Annotated in this window: 14 protein-coding genes; 6 read left to right on the top strand and 8 right to left on the bottom strand. The window is 68.7% G+C overall.

Annotated features, from left to right (window positions below; genetic code table 11):
- Both V2S04_RS09995 and rpsP read right to left on the bottom strand, forming a co-directional pair.
- A complete protein-coding gene (locus V2S04_RS09995; protein WP_071644715.1) occupies positions 1-231 on the bottom strand; it encodes an RNA-binding protein in 231 nt (76 codons plus the stop codon).
- A 6-nt stretch (positions 232-237) separates the two neighbouring features.
- Entirely contained in the window at positions 238-654 is a 417-nt protein-coding gene (gene rpsP, locus V2S04_RS09990) for a 30S ribosomal protein S16 (RefSeq protein WP_099194785.1), read from the bottom strand.
- A gap of 209 nt (positions 655-863) precedes the next feature.
- Here rpsP and V2S04_RS09985 point away from each other — a divergent pair, with 209 nt between their 5' ends.
- A complete protein-coding gene (locus V2S04_RS09985; protein ID WP_413638359.1) occupies positions 864-2012 on the top strand; it encodes a glutamate--cysteine ligase in 1149 nt (382 codons plus the stop codon).
- Between the two features lie 7 nt (positions 2013-2019).
- Here V2S04_RS09985 and V2S04_RS09980 read toward each other — a convergent pair whose 3' ends face one another.
- Complete coding sequence (locus V2S04_RS09980; protein ID WP_413638358.1) at positions 2020-2988, bottom strand: sugar-binding transcriptional regulator; 969 nt, start codon at positions 2986-2988, stop codon at positions 2020-2022.
- 100 nt (positions 2989-3088) lie between these two features.
- On the opposite strand from V2S04_RS09980, the gene V2S04_RS09975 reads away from it, so the two are divergent.
- The 3 genes from V2S04_RS09975 (at position 3089) to glpK (ending at position 7190) form a co-directional block, all read left to right on the top strand.
- Complete coding sequence (locus V2S04_RS09975; RefSeq protein WP_413638357.1) at positions 3089-4807, top strand: FAD-dependent oxidoreductase; 1719 nt, start codon at positions 3089-3091, stop codon at positions 4805-4807.
- An 87-nt stretch (positions 4808-4894) separates the two neighbouring features.
- Entirely contained in the window at positions 4895-5647 is a 753-nt protein-coding gene (locus V2S04_RS09970) for an MIP/aquaporin family protein (protein ID WP_413638356.1), read from the top strand.
- 28 nt (positions 5648-5675) lie between these two features.
- Positions 5676-7190: a glycerol kinase GlpK gene (glpK, locus tag V2S04_RS09965; protein WP_413638355.1), complete on the top strand. Its 1515-nt coding sequence runs from the start codon at positions 5676-5678 to the stop codon at positions 7188-7190.
- A 63-nt stretch (positions 7191-7253) separates the two neighbouring features.
- On the opposite strand, the gene ffh is transcribed toward glpK, so the two are convergent.
- Both ffh and V2S04_RS09955 read right to left on the bottom strand, forming a co-directional pair.
- A complete protein-coding gene (gene ffh / locus V2S04_RS09960) occupies positions 7254-8807 on the bottom strand; it encodes a signal recognition particle protein (protein WP_413638354.1) in 1554 nt (517 codons plus the stop codon).
- A 39-nt stretch (positions 8808-8846) separates the two neighbouring features.
- Positions 8847-9431 carry a TetR/AcrR family transcriptional regulator gene (locus V2S04_RS09955; RefSeq protein ID WP_413638353.1) on the bottom strand — a complete coding sequence of 195 codons (585 nt, stop codon included), beginning with the start codon at positions 9429-9431 and terminating at the stop codon, positions 8847-8849.
- Positions 9432-9535: 104 nt separating this feature from the next.
- Here V2S04_RS09955 and lipB point away from each other — a divergent pair, with 104 nt between their 5' ends.
- Entirely contained in the window at positions 9536-10186 is a 651-nt protein-coding gene (gene lipB / locus V2S04_RS09950) for a lipoyl(octanoyl) transferase LipB (RefSeq protein ID WP_413638352.1), read from the top strand.
- A complete protein-coding gene (lipA, locus tag V2S04_RS09945) occupies positions 10183-11175 on the top strand; it encodes a lipoyl synthase (RefSeq protein ID WP_413638351.1) in 993 nt (330 codons plus the stop codon). Before lipB ends, lipA begins: the two co-directional genes overlap by 4 nt.
- A gap of 6 nt (positions 11176-11181) precedes the next feature.
- Here the strand turns inward: lipA and V2S04_RS09940 are convergent, their stop codons facing one another.
- The 3 genes from V2S04_RS09940 to smc are packed head-to-tail and all read right to left on the bottom strand — an operon-like array spanning position 11182 to position 16165.
- Positions 11182-11682 (bottom strand): DUF2004 domain-containing protein, encoded by a 501-nt coding sequence (locus tag V2S04_RS09940; protein ID WP_099194775.1) that lies wholly within the window; start codon positions 11680-11682, stop codon positions 11182-11184.
- Between the two features lie 38 nt (positions 11683-11720).
- Positions 11721-12596, bottom strand: coding sequence for a signal recognition particle-docking protein FtsY (gene ftsY, locus V2S04_RS09935; protein ID WP_413638350.1), 876 nt, complete (start codon positions 12594-12596; stop codon positions 11721-11723).
- A gap of 26 nt (positions 12597-12622) precedes the next feature.
- A complete protein-coding gene (gene smc, locus V2S04_RS09930) occupies positions 12623-16165 on the bottom strand; it encodes a chromosome segregation protein SMC (protein ID WP_413638349.1) in 3543 nt (1180 codons plus the stop codon).
- Between the last annotated feature and the right edge of the window lie 34 nt (positions 16166-16199).

Genomic DNA, 16199 nt, shown 5'->3' with positions numbered 1-16199 from the left:
TCAGTCGTCCGCGACGTCGACGCGGACGCGACGTCCGTCGGCGAGAGCGGAGATGAGAGTGCGCAGCGCCTTAGCGGTGCGGCCGCCGCGCCCGATCACGCGACCACGGTCATCCGGGTGCACGTGCACCTCGAGCAGGTCGCCACGGGGCGACGCGGATGCGGTGATGCGGACATCGTCCGGGTGATCGACGATCCCCTTGACGACGTGTTCGAGCGCGGCGGCGAGCACAGCGGATTACTCTGCGTCGGCGGCGGGAGCCTCAGCGGCCTCCGCGTCGGCGGCGGGAGCGTCGGCCTTCTTCTCGGCCTTGGGCTTGATGACCGACTTCTTGGCCGAGTCGACCTCGAAGGCAGCCTTGGGCTCTGCGACCTGGACTGTGGACTTCGCGTCCTTGTCGCCCTTGAACTTGCCCCAGTCGCCGGTGAGCTTCAGCAGCGCGGTGACCTGCTCGGTCGGCTGCGCGCCGACGGACAGCCAGTACTGCGCACGCTCGGAGTCGACCTCGATGAAGGAGGGGTTCTCGGTGGGGTGGTACTTGCCGATCTCCTCGATCACGCGACCGTCGCGCTTGGTGCGCGAGTCAGCGACGACGATGCGGTAGTGCGGTGCACGGATCTTGCCCATGCGCTTGAGACGGATCTTGACAGCCACGATTCTCCTGAATGGTGTGGAAAGAAAGATGAACCGGTCGCCTGGAGAGTGGGGTGCACATCCGGCGGAAGCTCTGAAAGGGGTGACGGATGCTGGATAGAGGGTCGAGCAGCCGTCCGACCCTCTATTCTGCCAGATCCCGCCGCAGTCCGCGAAACGACACGTCATCGCGTCGCCGTCGTGTCGATCCGGCGTGTCAGACTGTGCGCGTGCCGATCGAATTCGCCTCCTCATCCCGCTCGACCGTGGGACTCGAGTGGGAGATCATGCTCGCGGATCCCGCGACGGGAGATCTCGTCGGGCGGGCTCCCGAGCTGCTGTCCCGTCTCGAGCAGCAGAGCGCCCCCGAGCGCCACACTGTCACGGGCGAGCTCCTCACCAACACGATCGAGGTCACCAGCGGGGTCGGCGCCACGGTCGCGGACGCGGTCGACGACATCGCCGCAGCGATCGGCGCCGTGCGCCGGGCGACGGATCCGGCGGGCATCGAGCTGCTCTCGGCCGGCAGCCACCCGTTCGCGCAGTGGTACGACCAGCGCGTGACCGACAAGAACCGCTACCGCAAGCTCATCGAGCGCACCCAGTGGTGGGGTCGCAACATGATGATCTGGGGCATCCACGTGCACGTCGGGATCGAGGATCGCGCGAAGGTCCTGCCGATCATGGGCGCACTGGGCGCGTTCCTCCCCCACCTGCAGGCGCTGTCGGCATCGAGCCCGTACTGGGCGGGCGAGCGCACCGGCTACGCCTCGAACCGGGCGCTGGTCTTCCAGCAGCTGCCCACGGCAGGCCTTCCCTGGTCGATCTCCACCTGGCGCGAGTTCGAGACCTTCGTCGATGACATGACCCGCACCGGGGTGATGGAGGATGCGTCCGAGATCCGCTGGGACATCCGGCCGGCGCCGAAGTGGGGCACGATCGAGATCCGCGCCTGCGACGGCATGTCGACGCTGAGCGAGCTGGCATCCGTTGCCGCTCTCACCCAGACGCTCGTCGAGTTCTTCTCCCGCGAGATGGACGAGGGACGGGAGCTGCCCACACTGCAGCCCTGGTTCCACCGTGAGAACAAGTGGCGGGCGGCGCGCTACGGGCTGGACGCCCGCGTCATCGTCGACCGGGCGGGCTCGCAGGTGCCGGTGCGCCAGCATCTCGCCGCGGTCGTCGAGGACCTCATGCCCATCGCCGCCGATCTCCACTGCACGCGTGAGCTGCAGGGCGTGCAGACGATCGTGCAGCAAGGCGCGAGCTATGACCGTCAGCTGGCTGCGGCGGACGCCGCCGGCGGCGACCTGCGGCAGGTCGTGCAGCACCTCATCCGCGAATTCCGCGGTGGGCCCGAGAGCTCGCCCGGAGACTGACCGCGGCTCAGTCGCTGTCGAGCAGACGGCGAGCCAGCGCGTCGTCGAGCACGACGTCGGTGATGAGCCCTGCGCCGATGGCCGCTCTCAGCGAGCCGAGCTTCGCCGCGCCCGATACGACGCACACCCGGCGCGGCACCCGCCGGAGCCGGTCGAGGCCAGGACCGGTCGAACGTGCATTGAGCCGCACGTCGCGCCAGCTGCCGTCCGCTCGGAAGAACACCGTCGCGACGTCGCCGATCACGGCATCCTCTTCCAGACTCCGGTAGTCATCGCGACCGAGGTAGCCGCCGACGTACACACGGCTGGGCACATCGGCCCCGGGGGATCCCAGACCGAACACCGCGATGTCCATCTTCGCCTGGAAGGCGAGCACGCGGCGGGTGCTGCGCTCGCGCCACATCGCTTCGCGCGTGTCGGGGCTGTCGAAGAAGGCGGGGACGGGGAACTGCTCGACCTGGGCGCCGAAGGCGTATCCGAAGCGCTGCAGGATGTCGCTGGAGTACTCCAGTCCGCTCGTCTGCGTGTTGCCCGCGCCGTTGAGCTGCACGAAGGTCGTCCCGTGGGTCTCCTTCGGCAGCAGCGAGCGGCTGACCGCGCTGATGGTCGAGCCCCAGGCGACGCCGACGACCATGTTCGACTCGACGAACTGCGTCAGCAGGCGGCCAGCCGTCAGCGCGACGCGTTCGAGTCGCTCCACCTCGCTGACGCGTTCCGGGATCGGAGCGATGTGGGCGGTGATCCCGTGCCGCTCGTTGAGTCGCTGCTCGAGCATCCCCAGCCGCTCCAGCGGCGAATGGATCCGGATGTCGACCAGGCCCACCTCCCGGGCGAAGCTGAGCAGACGGGACACCGATGATCGGGAGGTGCCGAGCTCGCGAGCGATGACCTCCATCGTCTGGTCCTGCATGTAATACAGCTGAGCCGCGGTCAGCGCCGCGATCAGCTTCCGGTCGCGTGCGGCGTCCGTTGTCATGTCTTCCTCCGCGCCGATTCTTGCACATATGTGCATCGGGGTTGCACGTGGCGCTCTTCGGGTCGATGCTGAGAGCATCCAGAGAAGAGGGAGGTCGAAGATGATCGAGTCGACGCACTCATCACGCGAACGCCAGCAGGTCGAAGCAGTCCGCGAGTCGGGACGCACCACGGTTCTCATCATCGGTGCGGGAATCAACGGCATCTCCACGTTCCGCGATCTCGCCCTGCAGGGCGTCGATGTCCTGCTCGTGGAGCGCGGCGACTTCGCATCCGGTGCCTCCGCAGCCTCGAGCCACATGATCCACGGCGGCATCCGCTATCTCGAGAACGGCGAGTTCCGCCTCGTGCGGGAATCCGTCCAGGAGCGCAACGGCCTGCTCAAGATCGCGCCGCACTACGTCAAGCCCCTCCAGACGACCATCCCGATCTACTCGACCTTCTCGGGCATCCTCTCCGCTCCGCTGCGCTTCCTCACGCACCGCAGCGGAAAGCCGCAGGAGCGCGGCGCCTTCCTGATCAAGGTCGGACTCACCATCTACGACACGTTCTCGCGCGACGGCGGGGTCGTCCCCCGCCACCGCTTCCTCGGACGCAAGCGCTCGCTGGCGGAGCTGCCCGCGCTCGACCCGAAGATCAAGTACACCGCCACGTACTACGACGCTTCGATGCACGACCCGGAGCGTCTCGCGCTGGACGTGCTGCAGGACGGACGGGCCGCGCACCCTGGCGCCGTGGCGCTCAACTACGTCGAGGCCGTCGGCCGCACCGCAGAGGGCGTGCTGCTGCGCGACCTCGAGACCGGCACCGAGTTCACGGTGTCGGCCGACGTGGTCGTCAATGCCTCGGGTCCGTGGACCGACCTCACCAACGACGCCCTCGGCGAGGAGACCCGCTTCATGGGCGGCACCAAGGGGTCGCACATCGTGCTGGATCACCCGGAGCTGCTCGACGCGACCGGCGGGCGGGAGATCTTCTTCGAGCACTCCGACGGACGCATCGTGCTCATCTACCCGCTCAAGGGCCGCGTGCTCGTCGGCACGACCGACATCGACGCCGACCCTCGGGAGGTGCCGGTGTGCACGGAGGAGGAGATCGACTACTTCTTCGACCTCATCCATCACGTGTTCCCGTCCATCCCGGTATCGCGCGATCAGATCGTCTTCACGTTCTCGGGCATCCGTCCGCTCCCCCGTCACGAGGACACTGCGCCCGGGTTCGTCTCGCGCGACTACCGGGTCGAGGTCGACCGCGACGGAGACGTCCCCCTGGTCAGCCTCGTCGGCGGCAAGTGGACCACGTTCCGCGCACTCGGTGAGTCGCTCTCCGACGTCGTGCTCGGACTGATCGGTCGCGGCCGACGAGTGTCGACCGTCGGCCGCGCGATCGGCGGCGGACAGGGCTTCCCGCGTACCGCGCGCGCCCGGCACAGCTGGATCGAGCAGAACCTTCCCGGCGCGGGCGACCGCGCCGAGCGCCTGCTCACCCGATACGGCACCCGCGCGGCTGACGTCTGGCAGTTCGTCCGCGGAGGCGACGACGCACCGCTCGCCGACGGTGATCTGTCGACACGAGAGCTGATGTGGATGGTCGAGCGCGAACACGCCGTCCGCCTTCAGGATGTCATCCTGCGTCGCACCAGTCTGGCGTTCACCGGCGATGTCACCGACGAGGTGCTCGTCGAGCTCGCCGATGCGATGGCTCCTCTCCTCGACTGGGACGCCGAGCGACGCGTTGCCGAACTCGAGGAGACGCGCTCTCTGCTCAACGACCGACACGGCCTCGACCTTCCCGCACTTCCGTCGCATCAGAACGGCTGAAGCACCGACCGTCGCCTCCCCGCGACATGAATTCACCCATTGCCCGCGCCGGGGAGAGCGCGGGCAGCACGAAAGGTCAATGAAGACATGACTGATGTCAATCTCGGTTTGTACTTCCTCTCCGAGTTCGTCGGAACAGCGATGCTGATCCTTCTCGGATGCGGCGTCGTCGCCAACGTCGCCCTTGCCAAGAACAAGGGCTTCGCGGGCGGTTTCCTCATGGTCAACTGGGGCTGGGGTCTCGCCGTGTTCGCGGGTGTACTCGTGTCGGCGTACTCCGGCGCGATCATCAACCCGGCCGTCGGGCTCGGTCTGCTGATCGCCGGCAAGATCACTTTCGTCGCCTTCCTGGTCGCGACCGCTGCAGAGCTGCTCGGCGCCATCGTCGGCGCGGTGCTCGCATGGCTGGCGTACAAGCAGCACTTCGACGAGGAGCCGGAGGCCGCGAACAAGCTCGGCGTGTTCTCGACCGGTCCGGCGATCCGCTCCTACGGCTGGAACCTCGTCACCGAGATCATCGGCACCTTCGTGCTGATGTTCGTCATCTTCGCGTTCGCGGACTACGGTGACATCGAGATCGGCACCCCCGGCGGCCTCGGCCCGCTCACGGCGCTGCCCGTCGCCCTGCTCGTGGTCGGCATCGGTGCATCCCTCGGTGGTCCGACCGGCTACGCCATCAACCCGGCCCGTGATCTCGGCCCCCGCATCGCGCACGCGATCCTGCCGATCAAGGGCAAGGGCTCGAGCGACTGGTCGTACTCGTGGGTGCCGGTCGTAGGCCCGTTCATCGGCGCCGCGATCGCTGCGCTCGCCGCACCGGCTCTGCTGAGCCTGGCCTGACCCGATTCGATTTCAAAGGAGAAACAACATGGCTGAGTACATCATCGCGATCGATCAGGGCACCACGTCGAGCCGTGCCATCATCTTCGACCGGAAGGGCAGCATCGTCGCCACCGGTCAGAAGGAGCACGAGCAGATCCTTCCCAAGGCGGGCTGGGTCGAGCACGACGCACTGGAGATCTGGCGCAACGTGCAGGAGGTCATCGGCCTGGCGCTGAGCCGCGCCGACCTCACCCGCCACGACATCGCCGCCGTGGGCATCACGAACCAGCGCGAGACCGCCGTCGTGTGGGACCGCAACACCGGCAAGCCGGTCTACAACGCGATCGTCTGGCAGGACACCCGCACGCAGGAGATCGTCGACCGGCTCGCCGCTGACGGAGGCGTCGAGCGGTTCAAGCCGGTCGTGGGCCTGCCGCTGGCGACCTATTTCTCCGGCACCAAGATCACCTGGATCCTGGAGAACGTCGAGGGTGCGCGTGAGAAGGCGGATGCCGGCGACCTGATGTTCGGCACCACCGACTGCTGGGTGCTTTGGAACCTCACCGGCGGCGTCGACGGCGGTGTGCACGCGACGGATGTGACCAACGCGTCGCGCACGATGTTCATGGACCTCGAGACGCTCGAGTGGCGCGACGACATCCTCGAGGCGTTCGGCGTGCCGCGCTCGATGATGCCTGAGATCCGCTCCTCGTCGGAGGTGTACGGTGCGGCGGAGAGCTCGTCGCTGCTGCGCGAGACGCCCATCGCGGGCATCCTCGGCGATCAGCAGGCCGCGACCTTCGGTCAGGCCGCCTTCGACAAGGGCGAGAGCAAGAACACCTATGGCACGGGCTGCTTCCTGATCTTCAACACCGGCGAGGAGGTCGTGCACTCCAAGAACGGCCTGCTCACCACGGTCGGGTACAAGCTCGGCGACGGCCCGACCCACTACGCCCTCGAGGGCTCGATCGCGGTCACCGGATCACTCATCCAGTGGCTGCGCGATCAGCTCGGCATCATCGGCTCGGCGCCCGAGGTCGAGGACCTCGCTCGTCAGGTCGACGACAACGGCGGCGTGTACATCGTGCCCGCCTTCTCGGGTCTGTTCGCGCCGTACTGGCGTCCGGACGCCCGCGGGGCGATCGTGGGCCTGACCCGGTACTCGAACCGGAACCACATCGCCCGTGCCGCTCTCGAGGCCGTGGCCTTCCAGACGCGCGACGTGCTGGACGCCGTCAACGCGGATGCCGGGGTCGATCTCTCCGAGCTGAAGGTCGACGGCGGCATGGTCGCCAATGACGCGCTCATGCAGTTCCAGGCAGACGTGCTCGGCGTGCCGGTCGTGCGGCCGGTCGTCGCCGAGACCACCGCACTGGGCGCTGCCTACGCGGCCGGTCTCGCGGTGGGATTCTGGAGCGGCCTGGACGACCTGTCCGCAAACTGGCAGGAGGACAAGCGCTGGGAGCCGAGCATGGATGCCGAGGAGCGCGACCGTCAGCTGCGCCTCTGGCGCAAGGCCGTCTCGAAGTCGATGGACTGGGTCGACGCCGACGTGCGCTGATCGCCGACTGACGAAGCGGGCCCGGGGATTCCTCCCCGGGCCCGCTTTCTCGTCTCGGCGCTGTCAGCTCTTGCCGAACAGCTTCTGGATCTCCGCGAGATCGGCCTCGCTGGGCGCCTTCTGCCCGCCGAGCCCGAAGCCGGTGCCCGTCGGCGTGGTGTTCGAGGTCGCGAGGCCCGCGTTCTCTGCGGCGCGCTTGGCCGGGTTGCCCGAGCGGGAACCACCGCCCTTGCCCTTGGCGCCCTTCTTGCCGCGCTTGCTCGAAGCGCCGGGCTTGCCCATGGGCCCCATGCCGGGGATGTTCGGCGTGCCGCCGCGGGCGACGGTCTTCATCATCTTCGCGGCCTGCTCGAACCGCTGCACCAGCTGGTTGACGTCGGTGACCGTCATGCCCGAGCCCTTGGCGATGCGCATGCGGCGCGAGCCGTTGAGGATCTTGGGGTTGCGACGCTCTCCCGGGGTCATCGAGCGGATGATCGCCTCAGTGCGGTCGATCTCGCGCTCGTCGAAGTCCTCGAGCTGCTGCTTCATCTGGCCCATGCCCGGCAGCATGCCGAGCATCTTCTTCATCGAGCCCATCTTCTTCATCTGCTGAAGCTGCTCGAGGAAGTCCTCGAGGGTGAAGGCCTCGTTCGCCAGCTTCTCCGCGACCTTGAGCGCCTCCTCCTCGTCGAACGCGGCCTGCGCCTGCTCGATGAGCGTGAGGATGTCGCCGAGGTCGAGGATGCGGCTGGCCATGCGGTCGGGGTGGAAGGGCTCGAGGTCCTCGAGGTTCTCACCCGTGGAGGCGAAGATGATGGGTCGGCCGGTGACGGACGCAACCGACAGCGCCGCGCCGCCTCGGGCGTCGCCGTCGAGCTTCGACAGCACGACGCCGGTGAAGTCCACGCCCTCCTGGAAGGCCTTGGCGGTGTTCACCGCATCCTGACCGATCATCGCGTCGATGACGAACAGCACCTCGTCGGGGCTGGTCGCCTTGCGGATGTCGGATGCCTGCTTCATCAGCTCGGCGTCGACACCGAGGCGTCCGGCGGTGTCGATGATGACCACGTCGTGCTGGTGCCGGCGCGCGTACTCGACACCGTCCTTCGAGACGCGGATGGGGTCGCCGACGCCGTTGCCCGGCTCCGGTGCGAAGATCGTGGCACCGGCCCGCTCGGCGACCACCTGCAGCTGGTTCACCGCGTTCGGACGCTGCAGGTCGGCCGCGACCAGCAGCGGCGTGTGCCCCTCGGCCTCGAGCTGCCTGGCCAGCTTTCCTGCGAACGTCGTCTTTCCGGATCCCTGGAGTCCGGCGAGCATGATGACCGTCGGCGGGTTCTTGGCGAACTGGAGTCGGCGCTGCTCGCCGCCGAGGATCGCGACGAGCTCCTCATTCACGATCTGCACGACCTGCTGCGCGGGATTCAGGGCCTTGTTCACCTCGTCGCCTAGCGCGCGCTCGCGCACCTTCGCGGTGAAGTCCTTGACGACCTGCAGGGCGACATCCGCGTCGAGGAGGGCGCGCCGGATCTCCCGGACGGTGCCGTCGACGTCGGCGGGAGTCAGCTTTCCCTTCGTGCGCAGATTGCGGAAGGTCTCGGTGAGCCGATCGGAGAGCGTGCCAAACGTAGCCATGGTGCCTCTGATTCTACGCGAGCGGCGAGCGTCGTCCGATCAACCCCAGGGAAGGTCGTGGACGCTGCGCATGGCCTCGTCGAGCTTCTCATCCAGAGTCGCCTGGCCGGCACCCTGCTCGGCCCACACCCGCAGTGACGACAGCACCGCCGTGGCCAGCGCGGATCCGAGGATGTCAGCCCGGATGACCTCGATGCCGGCGCTGCGGGCGGTCGCGGCCACCGCCGATGCCAGCCGCGCGTGCCGCAGGCCCGTGTCTCGGATCAGCTCCGCCTCGACGCCCATGGCGCTGGCGTTGCGCATCGCGAGCGCCAGCGGGTCGGGGGCGAGGCCCTCGAGAATCGGACGCAGCGCGTCTCGCACCGTTTGCCCGTCGGCGCCCCGGCCCACGCGTGCGAGCGCCACCAGCGCCGCGTCGATCCGCGCGTCGAACTCCGACCACAGCACATCGCTCTTCGACGAGAAGTAGTTGAAGAAGCTCGAGCGGCTCACGCCTGCCCGACGGGTGATGTCGACGATGGACGTCGCCTCGTAGCCCTGCTCGAGGAACAGCTCGCACGCCGCCTCGGCGAGGGTCTCGCGGGACGACGCGCGAGGGCGCCCTGCGCGCGAAGCCGTGGTCATAGCGCTCAGCGTAGCCGCGCGTCGCATGCGTCACGCCGCCGGAGGGCGTATCGTGATGTGCAGTTCGTTCTTGGACGCCATCCAAAAATTGGGAGAAGCCCCCGATGCTCGACATCCAGATCACCGGTCTCGCGCCGGATTACGTGCCGTATCTCGACGGCTGGGAGCTACAGCGCAGCATCCACCACGATGTGGTCGCCGGCACGCGTCCCGACACGCTGCTGCTTCTGGAGCACGAGGCGGTGTACACGGCGGGTGCGCGCACCGAGGATCACGAGCGCCCGCAGGACGGCACCCCGGTGGTCGACGTCGACCGCGGCGGCAAGATCACCTGGCACGGCCCCGGTCAGCTCGTCGGCTACCCGATCGTGCGTCTGCGGACCCCCGTCGACGTGGTCGCGCACGTGCGCCGACTCGAACGGCTTCTGATCGGCGTGCTGGCGCCGCTGGGCGTCGACGGCTACCAGGTGCGCGGCCGCAGCGGCGTCTGGGTCCGCCGTCCGCTCGGCGAGGACAAGATCGCCGCGATCGGAGTGCGCGTGCAGCAGGGCGTCACGATGCACGGGTTCGCCATCAACTGCGACAACTCCCTGGCGGGCTTCCGCGGAATCATTCCCTGCGGCATCACCGACGCCGGGGTCACCACCGTCAGCGAGGTGACCGCATCGCACATCACCCCCGCAGACATCGTGCAGTCCGTGGCGGAGGCGTTCGCCGCCGAGTACGCGAGCGACGATGCAGGAGTCGCCGCATGAGCGCCGCACGCCCGGAGGGCCGCAAGCTGCTGCGCCTCGAGGTGCGAAACGCCGAGACGCCGATCGAGCGCAAGCCCGAGTGGATCAAGACGAAGGCGAAGATGGGACCGGAGTACACCGCCCTGCAATCGCTGGTGAAGAGCGAGGACCTGCACACGGTCTGCCAGGAGGCGGGCTGCCCGAACATCTTCGAGTGCTGGGAGGACCGCGAGGCGACGTTCCTGATCGGCGGGTCGCAGTGCACCCGGCGGTGCGACTTCTGCCAGATCGACACGGGCAAGCCCGACGCCTACGACACCGATGAGCCGCGTCGCGTCGCGGAGAGCGTGCAGAGGATGAAGCTGCGCTATGCGACCGTCACGAGCGTCGCCCGCGACGACCTGCCCGACACCGGGGCCTGGCTGAACGCGGAGACCGTCCGCCGGATCCACGCGCTCAACCCGAACACCGGCGTGGAGCTGCTCGCCAACGAGCACAATGCCGATCCGGCGTTCCTCGGGCAGATCTTCGACGCGCGACCAGAGGTCTTCGCGCACAACGTCGAGACCGTGCCGCGGATCTTCAAGCGCATCCGCCCTGCGTTCACCTACGATCGATCGCTGAGCGTCATCACGCAGGGCCACGGGGCGGGACTCATCACCAAGTCGAATCTCATCCTGGGCATGGGCGAGGAGCCGGCGGAGGTCATCGAGGCGCTGAACGACCTGCACGACGCAGGGTGCGACATCATCACCATCACGCAGTACCTGCGCCCCACCCCTCGCCACCTGCCGGTCGCGCGCTGGGTGAAGCCGGACGAGTTCGTCGAGTTCAAGGCCGAGGCCGAGCGCATCGGCTTCCTCGGCGTGCTCGCGGGCCCGCTGGTGCGTTCGTCGTATCGTGCTGGACGCCTGTGGGCGCAGTCGATGATCTCGAAGGGCCGGCAGATCCCGCCGCATCTCGCGCACATCGCCGAGGGCGCCGACCTCGGATTCGCGCAGGCGGTCTGATGGGGATCAGTCGGCGCTGGTGACCGACTGCACCGAGCCGTCGGAGGCCAGGTTCACCAGCAGGACCTCGTCGGTCTCGTCGGCGTCGAGCGCGTACTCGAGAACCGCGAAGGGCTCGCTGCCGCCGTGCTCGTCGGCCAGGATCGTCATGCTCGACAGGCGCAGCGACCGGATGATGTCCACCGCGGCGTCGCCGCTGACATCGACGAGCACATCCTCGAGGTCGTCGCCGAACGCCTCCTGCTGCTGCAGGATGTACTCGGTCACCTCGCTGGTGCGATCGTCGACCTCGGTGAGCATGGCGCCGCGGACCGCGGCATCCAGCTCCTCGATCCCGGCGATCAGCGCGGCGGCGACGTCGAGGGCGGCGATCGAGACGTCGTCCTGATCGGGGGCGGTGAGATCGACCGTCACCGACTGGTCGCCGAAATCGACCCTCTCGGTCCAGAAGATGGCGCCGTCGGGCCCCGAGGAGAGAACCCCGAAATAGTCGTGTTCGATCGCCATATCGCTATGAAACCAGCCTCTCCGCCGCGGCGGTAGTCCTACGCGCCGACGAGCGACGACACGAACACGTGCGGGGTGAAGCCGGTGAGATCGTCGATCCCCTCGCCCTGCCCGAGCAGCTTGACCGGGATGCCGGTGCGCTCCTGCACAGCCAGCACGAAGCCGCCCTTCGCGGAGCCGTCGAGCTTGGTGATGACCAGGCCGGTGACCCCGGCGTGCTGCAGGAACGACTCCGCCTGCATGACGCCGTTCTGACCCGTCGTCGCATCGAGCACGAGCAGGACTTCGCTGATCGGCGCCTGCTTCTCGATCACGCGTCGCACCTTCGACAGCTCATCCATCAGGCCGCTCTTGGTGTGCAGCCGGCCGGCGGTGTCGATGATGGCGATCTCGATGCCCTGTTTCTTCGCGTACTCGACGGTCTGGAAGGCGACGGATGCCGGATCCTGGCCCTCCTGCTGCGGGCGAACGATCGCCGCTCCCCCGCGCTGCGCCCACGTGGCGAGCTGCTCGACGGCCGCGGCGCGGAACGTGTCGGCGGCCCCGACGACGACGCTGCGCTCGAACCCGCGCAGGAACTTCGTGAACTTGCCGATGGTCGTCGTCTTGCCGACGCCGTTGACGCCGACGACGAGCACGACGGCGGGGCGCTCGGTCAGCTTGAGCGTGGTGTCGAACTTCGCGAAGCGCTCTTCGAGGGTCTCGCGCAGCATGCGCTGCAGGTCGCGCGGGTCGGTCGTGCGGTAGCGGCCGACCTTCTCGCGCAGCTCGTCGAGCAGCTGCTCGGTGATGTCGGGGCCGAAGTCGGCCGTGATCAACGCCGTCTCGAGGTCGTCCCACGTCGTCTCATCGATGGTGGGCTTGACGAACATGCCGCGCAGCGCACGACCGAGGGACCAGGATTTCTCCGCCATGTCTCCAGCCTAGGCGGTGGCGGAGGTCAGGCGGATGCCGCGGCGCGGTCGCCCACGCGCTGGCCGACCACTGCCGAGACGCCGTCCTGCCGCATCGATACGCCGTACAGGGCGTCGGCGATCTCCATGGTGCGCTTCTGATGCGTGATGACCAGCAGCTGCGAGCTCTCGCGCAGCTGCTCGAAGACGGTGAGCAGCCGGCCGAGATTCGCGTCGTCGAGCGCTGCCTCGACCTCGTCGAGGATGTAGAAGGGACTCGGCCGGGCCTTGAAGATGGCGACCAGGAGGGCGACCGCGGCCAACGACCGCTCGCCGCCCGAGAGCAGCGAAAGGCGCTCGATCTTCTTGCCGACCGGGCGCACCGCCACCTCGATCCCGGTGGTGAGCATGTCGTCCGGGTCGGTCAGCGAGATGCTGCCCGACCCACCGGGGAACAGCAGGGGGAAGACCTCGCCGAACGCCTGCTTCGTGTCTTCGAAGGCGGCGGCGAAGATCGTCTGCATGCGCTCGTCGAGCTCGGCGATGATGGTGAGCAGGTCCTGCCGGGTCTTCGTGAGATCGGCGAGCTGCTCGGTGAGGAAGGCATGCCGCTGCTCGAGCGCGGCGAACTCCTCGAGCGCGAGCGGGTTGACCCGGCCGAGCTGCCCCAGCTTGCGTTCGGCCTCCTTGAGTCGTCGCTCCTGCACGCGCCGGTCGAACGGGATGCCCGTGGCCTCGTGCTCCTCCCCGGACGCATCGTCATCCGATGTGCTGCCCGGATCGCGCGGGATCAGCTGATCGGGGCCGTATTCCGCAATGAGAATATCTTCGTCGAGCGCGAGCTCGGAGGCCACCCGGTCGAGAAGGCTGCCGAGGTGCAGCTTCTTCTCGTGGATCTGCAGCTCGAGGCCGTGCACGCTCTCGGTGAGGCCCGCAAGACGGTCGCGCAGACTGCTCTCCTGCCTGCGCAGGGCGATGAGCTCCTCGTTGTGAGCCGAGCGCTCAGCCTCGGCGGCCGCGAGGGCGATGCGTGCCTCGGTCACGGACCGATCGATCGAGTCCAGCACCCGCGGCAGCTCGTCGGCCACGGCCGACGCCGCCGCGCGCTGGCCGCGGCGGATCACCGCCCTGCGCGCTGCTTCGGCTGCGGCATCCCGTTCGCTTTCGCGCTGCCGCTCCAGCGAGACGACCCGTGCCTGTGCCGCCCGCACGCGTTCACGCAGCGTCTCGATCTCGAGCCGGGCGCGCACCTCCGCCTCTCGAGCCGCTTCCAGCGCCTCGAGAAGCCCGTCGCGAGCGGAGGCGTCGAGCACCGGGCGCGGCTCCGACTCGGCCGCCTGCAGCTCCGCTTTCGCCGCCGTCGCCTTCTGCTCGGCGTCCGCGACGGCGGACTGCGCCTGCGCGAGACTCGACTCCAGACGAGCGCACTCCGCGGCCGCGGCCTCGTGCTGCACCGTCACCCGGTTGACCTGCTCGGCATGGTTGGCCAAGGCCGCGTCATGCTCGCGCAGGGCGCGCAGCGCGTCCTTCGACACGCGCCGTGCGGTCTCGACGCGGTCGGTGGCATCGACGCGCGCTTCGCGCAGCGCGTCGACCACCGTGCGCACCTCGGCGAGGCGCTCCGCCGCAGCGTCGCGCTCAGCGGCGAGTTCCAGACGCGACGTCTCACCCGAGCCGCCGCGCAGCGTGTGCGCGGTGATGACCTCGCCGTTCTTCGTCACGATGGTCGCCCTGTCATCACCGAGCGCGTCCAGCGCCGCCCTGCCCGCGCGTGCCGCATCGAGGTCGTCGGCGATCAGCACCGTGGCGAGGAGGCCGCGCACGCCGTGCGGCGCGTCGACGACGTCGGTGGCCGCAACGACGCCGGCGACGTTCGGCACGGTCGCATCCGCGGGCACCGTCCCCTCGGCGATCACGACGTCGACCGTCCCTCGAGCGCCCTCTGCGACAAGCGCGAAGGCGTGGTCCGGGCTGTCGACCAGCACGCCCTCGGCGAGTGGCCCGAGAACCGCCGCGATCGCGCCCTCGAAGCCCGCGCGCACCTGCACGGCGTCGCCCACGAGCCCGCGCACCCCGGCGGCGCCGGATGCCACGATCTCGGCCGCGCCGCCCGACAGCGACAGGGCGCTCGTCAGCGCCGCAGCCTTCGCGGTCAGCGAATCGGCTTCGCGTTCGGCCTCATGCAGCCTCTCGCGCAGGGAATCGCGCTCGGCTTCTGCAGCCGTGACCTCCTTCTGCGCCGCTTCGTACGCGGCGGCGAATTCGGCTGCCGACCCCTCCGGCGCATGCGTCTCGTCGATCGCCTCCAGTGCCTCGGCCGCTTCCCGGCGGCGCTGGTGGGCGGATTCGAGAGCCTGCTCCTGGCGCCGCACCGCGCCGCGCACGGCGGCAAGCGCCGATGCGGCCGCGTCGGCGTTGCCGCGCAGCGTGTTGAGGCGCATGTCGTACTGCGAGACCAGCGCGCTCTGCTCGGCGATGCCGACATCGAGTGTGTCCAGCTCTGCGCGAGCGTTCACGACCTCACGGCTGGCTGCGACCGCAGCATCCTGTGCATCGCCGAGCCCTTCCGAGATGCGCGTGACCTCGTCTGCCGCCTCGTCGATCGTGTCCTGCGTGACGGTGATCGCGGTGACGGCATCGTCGTCTTCGCTGCCCAGCAGGGCGAGTCGCTGGTTGGCGAGGGTGTACAGACTGCGCACGCGCTCCTGAACCTGCTCGAGCGCGAACGCGACGCTGCGCGCGCGGTCGACGGCAGCCGAGTTCTGCTGCTGCTCCAGCCGCTGGATGCCCGCGCGCACCCCTTCGGCCTGCTCCGACAGCACGAGACGCTCGGTGTGCCGCTCGTGTTCGGTGCGAGTGTGGTCCGCGAGGGCGCTGCGAAGGGCGACGACGTCGTCGGCGAACAGTCGCGCCTTGGCATCCCGCACGACGGCGGCGATGGTCTGCGCCTCCCGGGCGATCTCGGCCTGCCTGCCCAGCGGTTTCAGCTGTCGGCGGATCTCGCCCGCGAGGTCGCTGAGGCGGGTGAGGTTCGTCTCCATCGCCTCGAGCTTGCGGACCGTCTTCTCCTTGCGTCGACGGTGCTTCAGGATGCCGGCCGCCTCTTCGATGAAGCCACGACGATCCTCTGGCGAGGCCTGCAGAACGGTGTCGAGGCGCCCCTGTCCGACGATGACGTGCATTTCGCGCCCCAGCCCCGAGTCGCTGAGCAGCTCCTGCACATCGAGCAGACGACAGCTGGAGCCGTTGATGGCGTACTCGCTGGATCCGCTCCGGAACAACGTGCGACTGATGGTCACCTCGGCGTAGTCGATCGGCAGAGCGCCGTCGGTGTTGTCGATCGTGAGCTGCACCTCGGCACGACCCAGCGGTCCGCGCGTGGAGGTGCCGGCGAAGATGACGTCCTCCATCTTGCCGCCGCGAAGCGTCTTGGCCCCCTGCTCCCCCATCACCCAGGCGAGGGCGTCGACGACGTTCGACTTGCCCGATCCGTTCGGTCCGACGATGCAGGTGACCCCGGGCTCGAACACGAAGGAGGTGGGCTGCGCGAACGACTTGAAGCCCTTGAGCGTGAGGCTCTTCAGATGCATGCCGGCGCCTTCGGGGTCAGGGGGTCCACGGGTG

The sequence above is a fragment of the Microbacterium sp. OR21 genome (genome assembly GCF_047306785.1).
GTDB lineage: Bacteria > Actinomycetota > Actinomycetes > Actinomycetales > Microbacteriaceae > Microbacterium > Microbacterium esteraromaticum_E.
Note: the sequence above shows the minus strand (reverse complement) of the source record. Positions and strands in the feature narration are given on the sequence as shown.